The sequence below is a fragment of the Cryobacterium sp. TMT2-4 genome (genome assembly GCF_004402575.1).
Lineage (GTDB): Bacteria > Actinomycetota > Actinomycetes > Actinomycetales > Microbacteriaceae > Cryobacterium > Cryobacterium sandaracinum.
The window spans coordinates 138,449-151,276 of the sequence record NZ_SOGE01000014.1 but is presented as its reverse complement, the minus strand read 5'-3'; the positions used below and the strand labels follow the sequence as shown (position 1 = coordinate 151,276).

The following is a 12,828-nucleotide window of genomic DNA, read 5'->3' as shown; positions in this document are numbered from 1 at the left end:
CAATTGCCGCGATCCTCGTTAGAAGCAGGAATACGGCTGGGCTCTTTCGTAGACTTGCGTGTAGCGCGTGCGCCACAGGGTCCGAGTTTTCGCTCGACTCTTAGAAACTGCGGCTGCGCGTTATGGGCACTACGGAGCCTGAAATGTAGGACGCTTCGGGTGAGGCTAGGAAAACGTAGGCGGCGGCGAGTTCGGCTGTTTGTCCTGCCTGGCCCAGTGGGGTTTCCCGACCGAGAGTGGACAGCTTGTCTGGCCATGAAGTTACGGGGATAAGCGGCGTCCAGACTGGCCCGGGCGCGACTGCGTTGACCCGAACCCCGGCTGGGCCTAATTCTTGGGCGAGCGCCCGTGTGAACGCTACGAGTGCGGCTTTGGTCATGGCATAGTCGATCAACACCTGTGCGGGGCTCGATGCCGGGATTGATGACGTGGAGATGATCGATGCTCCCGGCCAGAGGTGCGGGATGGCGGTGCGCGCGATCCACAGAGTCGCATAAAGATTGGTTTTGAAGACCCGGTCGAATTCTGCCGTTGACAGGTTTTCTGGACCGTTCCGGTTTTTTTGGTAGGCGGCGTTGAGCACCAGGATATCCAAGCCGCCGAGGGTTGCCACGGTATCCTTTACGAGGTTGACGCAGTGGGTTTCCTCGCGGATGTCGCCCGGGATGAGCAGGACGGTGCGGCCGGCGGCCCGGATCTGCTCTGCCGTGAATTCGGCATCCGTCTGTTCGTCAGGCAGGTAGGAGATCGCAATATCGGCACCATCTTTGGCGTAGGCGATGGCCACGGCCCGGCCGATGCCTGAGTCGCCGCCTGTGATGAGTGCCCGCCTCCCGACAAGTTTTCCGGCGCCATGGTAGGTGTCTTCGCCACGATCCGGGCGGGGCTTAGTCGCCTCGGTCAGGCCGGGTTGACTCTGTTCCTGCTTGGGGTTGCCGCCGGTGATGTATTTCGTCCTTGGGTTGTCGTTTTGGTTCGTCAAGGCGTGACTCCCTATCGAAAATCGGTGGATGTTGCCGGTTGAGGGAGCACGGCTGACCGCCGTCAGATGACTTCTGTGAGCCGGTGAGTCATCAGCGGATGCGGGCGGCATTGGTCGTTCGCGCGCGGAAGCCGCCGCTAATCTGCACGAGGGCGGGGAGCTGTAGGCCGAGGAGATTATCGAAGGAAAAGAGCACCTCGTTGACAATCCGGCTGGCTTCCCGAGGTGAGATTCCTCGGCGGCAGGTGATGGCCACCTTCAGTGCTGACTGGTTCTTGACGCGGTAGGTGGAGACGTGGGAGGCAACAAGTTCCGGTCGGTTTGTGAGAGCATCTTGGATGGCGTGCTCGGCCACTCTCGACTCGATGACAACCGCGCCACTGCTGGTTTTTCCGTTTAGTGAGACGATCCGGCCGGTGTGCCCTTGGCCTTGACGCAGGCAGAAGGTGACCAGCACCGCGATGAGCAGCACTCCAGCGGCGAGGACGATGAGCCATAACCAGCTGCCGCTGACCGGGATCAAGGATTCGGGAAAGGGGGCGGCCTGAAGCCACCGGGTTGCCCTATCGATGCCAACACGAGTTGCGTTCGTCCAGCTGTCGCGGACGAGCGGAACAAGTGCCACCAGGGCCAGGGTCGCGCCACCGGTCAAGACGAGGAGTCCGACCAGGAAAACAAAGATGCGGTTGAGGATGCGATTGGTGGAGTTCATCCGCCCACCCTCCCCGTGGAGACAACAACGACCTTCGCGTGCAGGGAACGCAGCAATCCAAAAGCCTCAATCTGTTCGCGCACGGCCGTGAGCACCGCCTGCTGATCGATCGCCGTTCCAGAGGTAGGAGTGAGGTGCACGGTGGCGCTACGGGGGGTCACGGTGACCCGCGCGTTGTCTGGGGCCAACCCAGCGACGCGGGCCGCTTCACGAGCCAACGCGGATGCGATCACCTCGTTGTCGACGATGGTCGCGGCCCGTTCGGTCTCGAGCAGATGGCGAGATCGCCGGCCAGGAGTGACAGCCACGACAAGGAGAAGCAGCCCGATGAGGGCGCCGGTGAGGCCGAGCCCGCCCACAAACACGGGCGGTGCAGAGGAAACGCCTGCGACCGCGCCCGCCATACCCGCGGGGGTCGCGAGGAGCCCCGGCCGGCCGAGCAGGTTCAACACGATCTCGATCATGAGCCAGAGGCAGGCGGCGATGGCCAGGATCGCGAGAGTGATCGCTGCAACCGAACGCGGCGAGTAAAGCTCGCGACGGCTGATCCGTTGGTAGGTGGAACGATACTTAGTCATCGCACGCGGCCCTCTGGTCGAATGTCGGCACCGGTGAGCCGCACGGTCACCCGGGACAGGGTAGAACCGGTCAACTCGCCCACCCGGTAATGAATGTGCTGCCTGGCGTGCTCGGCCCGCTCCAGAATCGTGCCCCCGATGCGAGTCACGACGGAGGGATCCCGGTGCACACGGGTGAGCGCAACGACCCGGATGGGGGCGCTGACTGTGAGGGCGAGGTTGCCCTGATCATCGGTGATCTCGGCACCGACCGCCGAGGGGTCAACGCCCAGAGCGTCCGCCGCGACCGCACACACTAACCGATTCAAAGCACGAGTCGAGACGGTGGTCCGGCCGTTTTTGAGCACCGTCGGCGATAGCGTATGACGGGCCGCTGTTTCGGAACTGAGGGTTGTCATGACGACGACCGCTTGCCCCGGAATGCGTCAACCAGGTTCGCAACGCTCAGCTTTCCGTCCATAATCCGCCCGACGATCGCGCCGACCGCCATGGCCGCGGCCACGAACACGCATGGCCAAAAGCCAAGGACCAGCCACGTCAGAGCAAGCACGGCTCCGAACACAGCCCCCGTTTTCGCCAAGGTGCTCACTGAACCCGAGCCTCGGACTTCTCGTCCTTGTCGTCGGTCGGCAGGTACACGTCGTTGATGTTCACGTTCACCTCGGTGACCTCCATTCCAACCAGATCTTCGATCACACGGATCACGGCAGACCGCACCCGCTCGGCCACATCCTGCAGGGCCATGGGGTACTCCGCGACAATGGTGACGTCGGCCGCGACCTGAGTTTCTCCGACCTCCACGTTGATGCCCTGGCTCACGTCCGAGGTGTTCAGGGCATCGCGGATGGCACCGAGCGCCCGGGCGGCTCCGCCGCCAAGAGCGTGCACACCACTGACCTCACGGGCTGCAATGCCGGCGATCTTTGCCACCACAGCGTCGTTGATCACGGTCTTGCCGCGGCCGGGGGTCGCCGAGGCGGAGTTCGGTGCGGTGGAAAGAGTAGGTCTGGTGAGATCTGCCATGGGAGGCTCCTTGTTCGTGTCCCCTGAACGGGACGTATTGCAATGCTTAATATGTAGACGCATGCCACGACGCGTTCGTCACACCCGGTGCTACAGTTCCCAGCGAATCGAGGGGCAAACATTTCAGATAGCAAGAGCAGGGCACTGCTGGCCCACGCCGACGACCGCACCTTGGTGGACCGCGCTGTTGACGGAGACGTTCGAGCATTCGAAGTGATTGTGCGACGGCACGGCCCGTAGGTACGCGCGCACGCGACCCGCAACCTGGGCTGCAGCCACGATGAAGGCGATGTCGTACAGGACACGTTCATCACGGCATGGGCGAAGCTATCGACCTTGAAAGATTCTGCGCTGGTAAGAAGTTGGCTGATGCGCATCGCCAGCCACAAGAGCATTGATCGAATCCGCGCGCGGCGGCAGAACTCCAACCTCGACGACGTCGGCGTGCCCGCATCGGAGGACCATTCACCGACGCAGATAGTGGAGGCGCGTTCGTGTAACGAGGCACTCTCCCAAGTCTTGTCCGCCCTTCCGGAGGATCAACGACAACGCTGGGACCTAGAGAGTTTGGGGACTACCGTTATTCGGAGATCGCTGAGGAACTCGACTTACCCCTTTCTACCGTTCGCGGGCTGCTTGCTAGCGCCCGCGAAACTTTGATTCGCGAGATGGAGGCCTGGCGGTGACGACTAGGAAACGCCCGCCTCACCCCCGGCCTGGTACGAGTCAAATGACGAACCTGACCTCCTTGATGGCCACACCATTGACGAACTCAGCGACTACCTCGACCGAGGCAAGATGCCCACCGACCCGTCGATCGACACATCGGCTGCGTGCCAGATGGCGATGGCCTCCCTTGAGCGCCTGCGCGGCGCAATGAGCACGCTGCTCCGGGATGAGGCAGAAGAGCAACCGGCCCGAGACGACAACTGGGTCACCGCCATCCCGGACAGGATCGTGCTCGACGTCCGGTCCGGGCGCGACATCCCCATCTCGCACCCGTCGCCGAACGCGCAACTCTTCGTCACCGAGGGAGCTGTCCGCGGACTCGTTCGCGCGGCAGGCGATACCGTCGACAACCTCATCGTGGGTCGATGCCGGCTCGACGGGGAGCTCACTGTGCTGGGAGCTCCGATCACGGTCACGGTCGATGCCAGGGCCTGCAAGGGTGAGAACATTCCCCCCCTTGCCGACAAGTTGCGAGACACGCTCGTCGGCGCGCTACGCACCCACACCGAGCTCGCCATCGCGGGCATCGACGTGATCATTCGCGACATCTACCTCACTAAGCCAGAGCACGGCGAAGAAGAAGCAACACCATGACGGATGCCGCCGAGCTCGCAGGGAATCTCGAAGTTATCGTAAGGTCTGTCGCGGGGGTGACAGCCTTGTACCCGACCACGCCGATCGTCGTCACGATTGTCGGGTCTGTTGTCGATGCCCTTACGCAGCGGGAAAAGGCACCGAAACTAGTTGCCGTGACGACGGGAAAGGCCAGCCTGAGCGTGACCGCGAGAATCGGCGTCGCCGACGCAGCGTCATCCACCGGAGTGTGCCGACGTGTGCATGACACGATCGCCGCGAATCCCGCCATTTTGGCGCTTGCCCCCATCAACACCATCTCTGTGACGGTTGCCAGCATCGGCTAGAAGTACGGCCATTTTCCGCCGAGCGTGACGAAACGGCCGGTAGCTGCGTCTTTGAGGTGTGGCACTCTTGCGCTCGGTTCGCATCGTAACGCGCCCCTTCACTTAGGACAGGCGCGACACACGAAGTGACCCTGCCGACCAATCGGCGCGACCCAACTCTGGAGGTTGACATGCAAAACGAATTCACCAGCGCCCTTGCAGTTGGGCTGGCTGCTCTCGACTTTTGTCCCGAAGCTTCTGTTGTTCCTGGTCATTGTGATCGTCGGCTTGATCGTGGCGAAGCTGATCTCCAAGACACTGGCGAAGCTGCCCGGAAAGGTGGACTTTGACCGCGTTATGGAGCGCGGCGGTGTGAAAAAGGCCTTGACCAGCTCGTCCATGGACGCGTCGGACATCATCGCAAAGATTCTGTAGTACATGCTGGTGTTGTTCGCTTTACAGTTCGCATTCGGAGTATTCGGACCCAACCCGGTCAGTGATCTGCTCGCCGGGGTCATCGCTTTCCTGCCGAAGATCATCGTGGCAATCATCATCATCGTCATCGCCGCGGCCGTTGCCGCGGGCATGAAGACCCTCATCCAGGGCGCCCTCGGCGGCCTGATCAAGCCCATACAGGCCCGCTGGGAGTCCTACCTCGTCAAGCCGAGGAAGAAGCCCCGAAGATGAAAGAACAGGCCAAGAACGCTCCCAGCGTGAAAGAACAGGCCGAGCAGGCGAAGAACAAGATGCAGAACAGCATGAATTCCGCCGGACCGGCAGCACCCGCCGCACGAACATCGTGCGCTAGCAGACCGGCCCCGCGTGAGTATTACTCGATGGGTGTCCGGTTTGGAATTGGCGGCGCTTAATTCTGAACTGGTCACCCGGGTTGCCGAGCACATCCTCAGCCATTGGAAAGATGGCCTATCCTCGCTCCATCCATCGCACTGGTGGATCCCTGCCCCACTGCGGCCACAGCGCTATAAGCAGAAGCAGAAGCAGGTCCAACGCCACACCGCCCGCGAACGGTGGACCCTTCGGTGGCCAACACCTCGAAGCCCTCGCCATTCATGTGAACCGTGTCGATGCCATGGTGGACCAGGATCCCGGTCCCCGACGTGGACTGGATGACGAAGGCGTGCGGCTGGACCCGGACGAGGGTGCCACTTACCGGCGCACGAGCCGTCACGGGGCCGATTTCCGGGGAGGGTTGAATGCCACTCCCCCGCCGACGATTTCCTGGGCGAACACGGGGTCGGGAACATCGCCGAGCGAAACCACGGTGCCGCGCAGGGGGCTGAGGATGTTTTCGGGCATGGCGGTGTCTCCTGGAGTATGACGTGCGGGGAACTGCAGACGAATCGAGAGTTGTTATGGTCGTCAGCGATGCACGCCCGTGACACACGATGCGACCCGCGGCAGTGGGTTACGGTTCGCTCAGGGTGACGTGATGGCGGTGCGGACGTCGCCGAGAGCCTGTTCGAGGCGAGCGGTGGCCGTGGGGAAATCACTGTCGGTGAGCAGCATGACCACGGCGGTCTTGGCATGTCCGCCGGCCTGATCGATTGCAGCGGCGGCGGTATCCGGATCCGCCCCGGTGGCGTCGCTGACGATGCGGCGGGCCCGGTCGACCAATTTGGCGTTCGTGGGTTGGACGTCGACCATCAGGTTGTGGAAGACTTTTCCGGTGCGGATCATGCTGGCGGTGGAGAGCATGTTGCACACCAGCTTTTGCGCCGAGCCTGCCTTCAGCCGGGTAGAGCCGGTCAGGACCTCGGGTCCGGTGTCGACCTCGATGGCGACATCGGCGTGTCTGCTGATCTCCGCGCCGAGATTGCAGGCGACGGAGACGGTGGCCGCCCCAACGCTTCGGGCATGGTCCAGACCGCCGATGACATAGGGGGTTCGGCCGCTGGCGGCGATGCCGACGACCACGTCAGCGACGGTGAGTCCGACTGCCCGCAGGTCGTTCACCGCGAGGTCGGGATCATCTTCGGCACCTTCGACGGCCTGGAGGAACGCACGCTCCCCGCCGGCGATAAGCCCGAGGACTTCCCCGGGGTCGGTACCGAACGTCGGTGGGCATTCGACGGCGTCCAGCACCCCGAGTCGGCCGCTGGTGCCGGCACCTAGGTAGATCAGCCGTCCGCCGCGGCGGCGGGCGCCCACAATCGCATTTACTGCGTTCTCGATCGCCGGTAGTGCCGCCGCCACCGCAACCGGGACTGTGCGGTCCTCTTGGTTCATCACGGTGAGCAGGTCCGCGACGGACATCGTGTCCAAGTCAGTGGTGTGGTCATTTGCGGTCTCGGTGCCCAATGTGGCGAGTGCCATGGTGTTGTCCCTGTTCCTGGTGTTGTTGAAGCTATTCATGGTTGTTTGTTTCGTCCCGGATGAGAGGTGACGGCGGCGTAGGTGCGTTCCAGCGCGGCTCGGGCACCGGGTAGCGTTTGTGCGACGCCGACAAAGATGGCGTCGACGAGCAGGAGCTGCCCGGTGCGGCTGGCCATCGCTGCGGAACGGAAGCCAAACTCTCGACCCGCGGTGACCAAGACGTGTTCGCCGTGGGCCGCCAATCGGGAGCGGGCGGCGCCAGTGATGGCCACCGTGCCGGCGCCGGTCGACCGGGCCGATTGCAGTGGCGCGACGGTGCCGGGGTTCTCTCCCGAGTGGGAAACGCCGATGGCCAGGTCGGCGGGGCCGAGCAGCGAAGCGCTGACCATCGCCGCGTCGTGTTCGGTGTACGCCCGGGCGACCAGTCCGACCCGGTTCAATTTCGCAGTTAGATCCTCCGCGACCAGGCCAGACGCGCCGATGCCATACACGTCGATCCGGCGAGCAGCCCGGATCAAATTGATCACTTTCTCCAGGGCGACGGGATCGACGAGTTCGGCGGTGGCGCGGAGCTGTTCAGACTCGAACGCGGCCAGCTTGGTCAACACCACGCCGATCCGGTCGCCGTCGGCGATGTCGGCGCCCACCGGGACACCACCGTCGTGGTTCGCACCACCCTGCGCAGCCAGCGCGAGCCGGAGCTGCGGGTATCCGTCAAAACCGAGACGCCGAGCGGTGCGGACCACGCTCGCGGTGCTCGTCGACGCGCATTCGGCGAGCTCGTTGACTGTCAGAGCCGACGCCGCCGTGGTGTCAGACAGCAGGACCCGCCCGATCCGGCCCTCCGCCGGGGTCAGGCCAGGCAACATCGCCCGGAGCCTCGCGACCACATCCGACGGAGCCGGAGTGGTTGGTCCGATAAGCTCACGCCTAGCATCGGTCGAGACGCCACGATCAGGAGCATGCCTGTAGTCCTTCTTGGGTGTCATGGGCGCCCTCCTCCCCTCGGGTTGCAGTCTCGGGGCCATCCCGAGCCTGTAACAAAGTTACACTTTTTTGAACCGATAATGTTAAGAGTTTCTATGGTTTCTCCCATGACGGATTGGCGGCAAAGCAGATCCGCGTACCGCCTCAGCAGCCTCTGAAAGCCAGTCCCAGCGCGCGATGAGAGAAGCACGCGCCAAGAATGCGCTCATCGCAGCGCTCGAGCCGCCGCGTCGCGATCATGCTCCGCGCAGCCCCTCCAGTTTTTCGTCGCAAGGCGGTGAAGGTGGAACGCACGCCCCAGTGCTCAGGGGCTACCCGCGAACCGAGCAGACAGCGGACCGCTGATGCGCACGCCGACTCACGACAAGCCCGCGGATCACCCGGTCAGCCAAGCGGAGTGACTTGATTTCTCTTTGCTTTGTCAAACGATTTATGCGGATACGGCGCAGGAACGCCTTGCAGGGTCCAATCGCGCAACAGGTGTGTGCGGCGCACCTCGTAGTGAGCGCAAATCACGAGGATCCGCCCGATCACAGGAGGTCAAGTCCCATGGCACTTCTCACCCAACACTCCCTGTCAGGTTTCATCGCCTCGGAGCCACAGCAATCCGTCACCGAGAGCGGCGACACCCGCTTCTACGTGCGAATCGGACAGCCGCACTTCCGCCGCGAAGAAAGCGGCGACTTCACCATGCTCGAGCCGAGCTTTCACGACCTCGTCGCCTACCGCACCACCGCCGACCGCGCGGTCGCCCGGTTCGCGAAGGGCGCCAGCTTCGTGCCCTGAGACCTGCGACTCCTGGACGCAGTACATCGGACGAGAGGCCATCGCTCTTCTGAGCGAGGACGGCCTTTGCTCGGACGGCACTGCCGGGTCACTGGTCGACGCCTCCACCGTGGAGAACCAGCCCGGGAGCGGTTTCGCGAGGAACGAGGCTGGCAACTATGCCGGCATGACTCATGCATGTGTGCGGACCGCTAGCCGGTAGCGGCAACTCGAACGACGATGCCTTCCTGAATCTTGGGCGCGACTACCCGGATAACGGGCGATTCCAAATCGTGCTCTGGGACATCGGCGGCGTGGAGCCCATCCCGCACGGAACGACTTCGTGCACGATGGGTAAAATCACGCTGTGCGAGGGCGTCGCTCAGGTCGAAATCTACGAAGAGGCACCCGTCGGCGCTCCCCTACACCCTGCTCTCGACCGCCCTCTCACTGGCCCCTGGCGATGTAGATTTCAGGGGTCAATGTGTTGGGGTGCCGGCACCCCGTCTGGAGCGTCCTAGGGGAAACTCCGACGGAACCTCCCCCTCGGAACCGGACTGCGCGGCCTACTCTGGCAGGAGTCGCATTTGGCCCATCCGTAAGGAAATCCCGCTCACATGCGTTTCAGTGGTCGCTCGGCAAGTTCCTGGCCGTCCCTCACCGAAATGTTGCGAGAAGCGGGACCGATTGGACGCGCAACGAAGCATTGCCCGAAACTCAGTCTAGAGCAGAGCTGGGTGGCATCGGATCAAAAAGAAAGGCCCAGTGACCGACAGAATTCCTGGTCAAAGGGCCTTTATGTGTAGCGGGAGCGGGAATTGAACCCGCGACACCACGATTATGAGCCGTGTGCTCTAACCAACTGAGCTACCCCGCCACGACCTGTCGGCTGCAAGAGCTTCCAAGCCAGAGCCCCCTGTGGGAATCGGACCCACTACCTCTTCCTTACCAAGGAAGTGCTCTACCAATGAGCTAAGGGGGCGAAGCATCCGTGTGAACGAAAACCAAGCCAAATTTCGGCAACCGGTAAATATTATCACCAAGTCGGCCGGCTCGATGACCGTGGGGTGGAATCGGGCACCGAAACCCCCGGCAGCGCCCACGCGGTGAAGCTCGGCCCGTCCGTTTCCAGACGGATGCGCCCGCCCGCCACGCTGACGGCGGCGTCGCCCAGGAGCCGGGTCGGCTCCCCTGCCACGGACCCGAGCGGCAGTGTCACCGCGCACGCGGCGCGGGCCGCGACCAACAGCACCGACTCCTCCGCACACTCGCGCACGTAGACGAGCACATCCGCACCCACGTGCACCCAGCGCATCCCGCCGCCGTTCAGGGCCGGGTGGGCGGTGCGCAAGCGGATCAGCGCCGCGTACAGGTCGATTGTGGCCGCCACCTCGGAGTCACCCGCCGTATCCCACGGCATGGGCGTGCGCGAGCCCTCGCCGTCGTCGCCGGCCAGGCCGAATTCGTCGCCGGCGAAGACCACCGGGATGCCCGGCAGGGTCGCGCTCAGCCCGAAGGCGACGGCCACTCCCCCGTCGATCGCATGGGTGCGGAACCTTGGAGTGTCGTGCGTGTCGAGGGCGTTCATTGTAGCCAGGCGAGTGCGCCAGGGGTAGCCGGCCGTGAACCGGAGGTGGGCGTCCACGAACGCCCGCCCGTCGGTCAGCGGGATGGTGCCGTAGGGCAGCCCGAAGAATGTCGAGGGGCTGTGCGGCTTCGAGAGCCAGCTCCACACCGGTCGGGTGAAGGTCGTATAGGTCATCGCGCCGTGCCAGCCGTCGCCCTGGAAGTCGTCCGAGGCATCATTGGTCGATTCGCCGAGCAGGATGGTGTCGGGGTTCTCCGCGATCATGGTGCGGCGGATGGTCTGCCGCACCAGGGCGTTCAGGTCCTCCCCCTGCAGGCGGCCGGTCATGTTCGCCACATCGATGCGCCAGCCGTCGAGGTGGTAGGGGGCCCGCAGCCACTTCGCCACCACCGACTGCGGGCCCTCGATGAACCGGCGGCGCAGCTCGATCGAGGTCCAGTTGAACTTCGGCAGGCTGGGTACGCCGAGCCAGGACGCGTAGTCCTCGTGCCGGTCGTCGAGCCAGTAGTAGAAGGCGCTCTCGACGGCATCCGGGGCACGGTGCGCCGCCCGGAACCACTCGTGCCGGTTGCCGGAGTGGTTCGAGGTGAGGTCGCCGATCACCTTGAAGCCCCGCTCGTGGGCAGCCTCGACCAGCCGCACGAGGGCAGCGTCGCCGCCCAGTGCCGGGTCGACCACGTCGAAGCTCCGCGCGTCGTAGCGGTGGCTCGAGCCGGCCGGGAACACGGGTGTCAGGTAGAGCAGGGTGACGCCGAGCCGTTCGAGGTGGTCCAGGTGCAGGACGATGCCGTCGAGGTCCCCACCGTAGAACTGGTGCGAACGGGCCGGTTGCTCCGCCGCTACCGGGTCACCCCACGCCGCGGGCACGGCCCAGGTCGGCTTCTCGCGCAGCGCGGCGGCCGTGGAACGCCCGAAACGATCCGGGAAGATCTGGTACATCACGGTCGACGCGACCCAGTCCGGCGGTGCCGGATGGCTGAGCAGCTTGAAGTCCTCCGCGTCGACGGTCTCGAAGGAATGCACCCCGGCGGCGTTCAGCCACCAGTGCCCGCCGTCGGCCCGGTTGATCAGGAACCGGTAGCCGTTGACCGGGTTCAGGATCTCGACCTCGGCCTCCCACCACCGCCAGCCCTCCGCCGCGCCGAGTAGGCGGGCGTCGTGGAAGCGCGGTTCCCGGTCGGGCGTCGAACGCACGTGCACGGATGCGACGGCGCCCCACGCCTCCGGCACCCGCACCCGCACGCCGACCGTGTCGCGCGGCCGCGGCGCCTGGTTCGAGACGTACAGGGCCGACCCGTCGTGGTGCGGGAGCATGCGCGCCCTACTTCACCGATCCGGCGGTCAGGCCACCGACGATGTACTTCTGCAGCCAGAGGAACAGGGCCATCACGGGCAAGGCCGCGAGCACGGCGCCGGCCGCGAAGACCGAGTAGTTGGTGGAGAATTTCTGAGACACGAACTGGTAGAGGCCCACCGCGAGGGTCTGATTCTCGGGGCTGATCAGCACGATGCTCGCGATGACGAATTCGTTCGTCGTGCCGATGAAAGAGAGGAGGCCGACGACCGCCAAAATGGGTGCGACCAGTCGCAGGATGATCGTGAAGAAGATGCGAGCGTGACCAGCACCGTCCAACTTGGCGGCCTCGTCGATCGAAGCGGGAATCGTGTTGAAAAATCCGTACATCAGGTAGGTGTTCACCCCAAGAGCCCCGCCGAGGTAGACCATGATCAGGCCGACCTGCGAGTCCAGTCCGATCGCCGGGAAGATATCAGAGATGCCGTTGAGCAGAAGGAATATCGCGACGACAGCCAACAGTTGGGGAAACATCTGCAACAGTACGAGCGTGAGCAGTCCCCCCCGGCGACCGAAAAAACGCATCCGGGAGAAGGAATATGCCGCAAGGGCCCCCAAAAAAACCGTGCCGATCGAGGTGATCACTCCGATGATCAGGGTATTGCCGTACCAGGCGGCGTATGGCTGTTGGGGCAGGTTGAAGAGCGTCACAAAGCTGCCGAGGCTCACCTCGCTGAATAGCCCATTTGCGGTGATCAGGGTGCCACCGGGTTGCAGCGCTGCCGAGAGCACGTAGACAAGGGGGAACGCCGAGAACACGGCCATGAACACGCCGATCAGGTGGCGCCATCCCGTTGCTTTGAACCAGCGCTTGAACTGGAATGACGAATTTCTCACGACGATGCGGTCGCTAGTCTCCCGATTGTTGACCTGCATG

18 protein-coding genes, 2 tRNA genes and 1 pseudogene are annotated in these 12,828 nt (G+C 63.9%); 7 read left to right on the top strand and 14 right to left on the bottom strand.

Translation table 11 applies throughout. The features are described from left to right. Positions 1-100: 100 nt before the first annotated feature. From E3O54_RS04470 to E3O54_RS04445, 6 genes are all read right to left on the bottom strand, one after another. Entirely contained in the window at positions 101-982 is an 882-nt protein-coding gene (locus E3O54_RS04470) for an SDR family oxidoreductase (protein WP_241976741.1), read from the bottom strand. A gap of 91 nt (positions 983-1,073) precedes the next feature. Further along, positions 1,074-1,694 carry a hypothetical protein gene (locus E3O54_RS04465; protein ID WP_134401016.1) on the bottom strand — a complete coding sequence of 207 codons (621 nt, stop codon included), beginning with the start codon at positions 1,692-1,694 and terminating at the stop codon, positions 1,074-1,076. Further along, a complete protein-coding gene (locus tag E3O54_RS04460; RefSeq protein WP_104100731.1) occupies positions 1,691-2,272 on the bottom strand; it encodes a DUF6286 domain-containing protein in 582 nt (193 codons plus the stop codon). Before E3O54_RS04460 ends, E3O54_RS04465 begins: the two co-directional genes overlap by 4 nt. Beyond that, entirely contained in the window at positions 2,269-2,568 is a 300-nt protein-coding gene (locus E3O54_RS04455; protein ID WP_241976740.1) for a hypothetical protein, read from the bottom strand. The genes E3O54_RS04460 and E3O54_RS04455 overlap by 4 nt, the downstream gene beginning before the upstream one ends. Positions 2,569-2,666: 98 nt before the next feature. Next, on the bottom strand, positions 2,667-2,834 hold the full coding sequence (locus E3O54_RS04450; protein WP_347232577.1) for a DUF2273 domain-containing protein: 168 nt from the start codon (positions 2,832-2,834) through the stop codon (positions 2,667-2,669). A gap of 23 nt (positions 2,835-2,857) precedes the next feature. Beyond that, entirely contained in the window at positions 2,858-3,295 is a 438-nt protein-coding gene (locus tag E3O54_RS04445; RefSeq protein WP_104100729.1) for an Asp23/Gls24 family envelope stress response protein, read from the bottom strand. Between the two features lie 264 nt (positions 3,296-3,559). Between E3O54_RS04445 and E3O54_RS17290 the strand changes: the two are divergent. The 6 genes and pseudogenes from E3O54_RS17290 to E3O54_RS16595 all read left to right on the top strand — a co-directional run. Continuing rightward, positions 3,560-3,790 (top strand): annotated as a pseudogene (locus E3O54_RS17290) (RNA polymerase sigma factor); the annotation flags it as partial. Between the two features lie 56 nt (positions 3,791-3,846). After that, the gene (locus tag E3O54_RS17285; protein WP_369827963.1) at positions 3,847-3,981 is read left to right on the top strand and encodes a sigma factor-like helix-turn-helix DNA-binding protein; all 135 of its coding nucleotides are present in this window, start codon (positions 3,847-3,849) and stop codon (positions 3,979-3,981) included. Between the two features lie 112 nt (positions 3,982-4,093). Continuing rightward, positions 4,094-4,618 carry a hypothetical protein gene (locus tag E3O54_RS04435; protein ID WP_241976739.1) on the top strand — a complete coding sequence of 175 codons (525 nt, stop codon included), beginning with the start codon at positions 4,094-4,096 and terminating at the stop codon, positions 4,616-4,618. Then, on the top strand, positions 4,615-4,944 hold the full coding sequence (locus E3O54_RS04430; protein WP_104100727.1) for a hypothetical protein: 330 nt from the start codon (positions 4,615-4,617) through the stop codon (positions 4,942-4,944). Before E3O54_RS04435 ends, E3O54_RS04430 begins: the two co-directional genes overlap by 4 nt. 195 nt (positions 4,945-5,139) lie before the next feature. Further along, positions 5,140-5,358, top strand: coding sequence for a hypothetical protein (locus tag E3O54_RS16600; protein ID WP_198411430.1), 219 nt, complete (start codon positions 5,140-5,142; stop codon positions 5,356-5,358). Positions 5,359-5,367: 9 nt separating this feature from the next. After that, the gene (locus tag E3O54_RS16595) at positions 5,368-5,610 is read left to right on the top strand and encodes a hypothetical protein (protein ID WP_198411429.1); all 243 of its coding nucleotides are present in this window, start codon (positions 5,368-5,370) and stop codon (positions 5,608-5,610) included. Positions 5,611-5,827: 217 nt separating this feature from the next. Here the strand turns inward: E3O54_RS16595 and E3O54_RS17280 are convergent, their stop codons facing one another. The 4 genes from E3O54_RS17280 to E3O54_RS04405 all read right to left on the bottom strand — a co-directional run bounded on the left by E3O54_RS17280 (position 5,828) and on the right by E3O54_RS04405 (position 8,246). After that, a complete protein-coding gene (locus E3O54_RS17280; RefSeq protein ID WP_166805196.1) occupies positions 5,828-6,112 on the bottom strand; it encodes a PTS glucose transporter subunit IIA in 285 nt (94 codons plus the stop codon). Beyond that, positions 6,109-6,240, bottom strand: a complete 132-nt coding sequence (locus E3O54_RS04415) for a PTS glucose transporter subunit IIA (RefSeq protein WP_134401013.1) — start codon at positions 6,238-6,240, stop codon at positions 6,109-6,111. The genes E3O54_RS17280 and E3O54_RS04415 overlap by 4 nt, the downstream gene beginning before the upstream one ends. A 120-nt stretch (positions 6,241-6,360) precedes the next feature. After that, complete coding sequence (murQ, locus tag E3O54_RS04410) at positions 6,361-7,296, bottom strand: N-acetylmuramic acid 6-phosphate etherase (RefSeq protein WP_198411428.1); 936 nt, start codon at positions 7,294-7,296, stop codon at positions 6,361-6,363. Beyond that, complete coding sequence (locus tag E3O54_RS04405) at positions 7,293-8,246, bottom strand: MurR/RpiR family transcriptional regulator (RefSeq protein ID WP_134342506.1); 954 nt, start codon at positions 8,244-8,246, stop codon at positions 7,293-7,295. The genes murQ and E3O54_RS04405 overlap by 4 nt, the downstream gene beginning before the upstream one ends. A gap of 547 nt (positions 8,247-8,793) precedes the next feature. Between E3O54_RS04405 and E3O54_RS04400 the strand changes: the two genes are divergently transcribed. Beyond that, on the top strand, positions 8,794-9,030 hold the full coding sequence (locus tag E3O54_RS04400; protein ID WP_134401012.1) for a hypothetical protein: 237 nt from the start codon (positions 8,794-8,796) through the stop codon (positions 9,028-9,030). A gap of 782 nt (positions 9,031-9,812) precedes the next feature. Here the strand turns inward: E3O54_RS04400 and E3O54_RS04395 are convergent. The 4 genes from E3O54_RS04395 to E3O54_RS04380 form a co-directional block, all read right to left on the bottom strand. Next, positions 9,813-9,886 (bottom strand) — tRNA-Met (locus E3O54_RS04395). Positions 9,887-9,919: 33 nt separating this feature from the next. Next, positions 9,920-9,991: transfer RNA gene (locus E3O54_RS04390), tRNA-Thr, on the bottom strand. A 54-nt stretch (positions 9,992-10,045) separates the two neighbouring features. Further along, a complete protein-coding gene (locus E3O54_RS04385) occupies positions 10,046-11,911 on the bottom strand; it encodes a glycoside hydrolase family 13 protein (RefSeq protein ID WP_134401011.1) in 1,866 nt (621 codons plus the stop codon). A 7-nt stretch (positions 11,912-11,918) separates the two neighbouring features. Continuing rightward, positions 11,919-12,827, bottom strand: a complete 909-nt coding sequence (locus E3O54_RS04380) for a sugar ABC transporter permease (RefSeq protein WP_104100721.1) — start codon at positions 12,825-12,827, stop codon at positions 11,919-11,921. Between the last annotated feature and the right edge of the window lies 1 nt (position 12,828).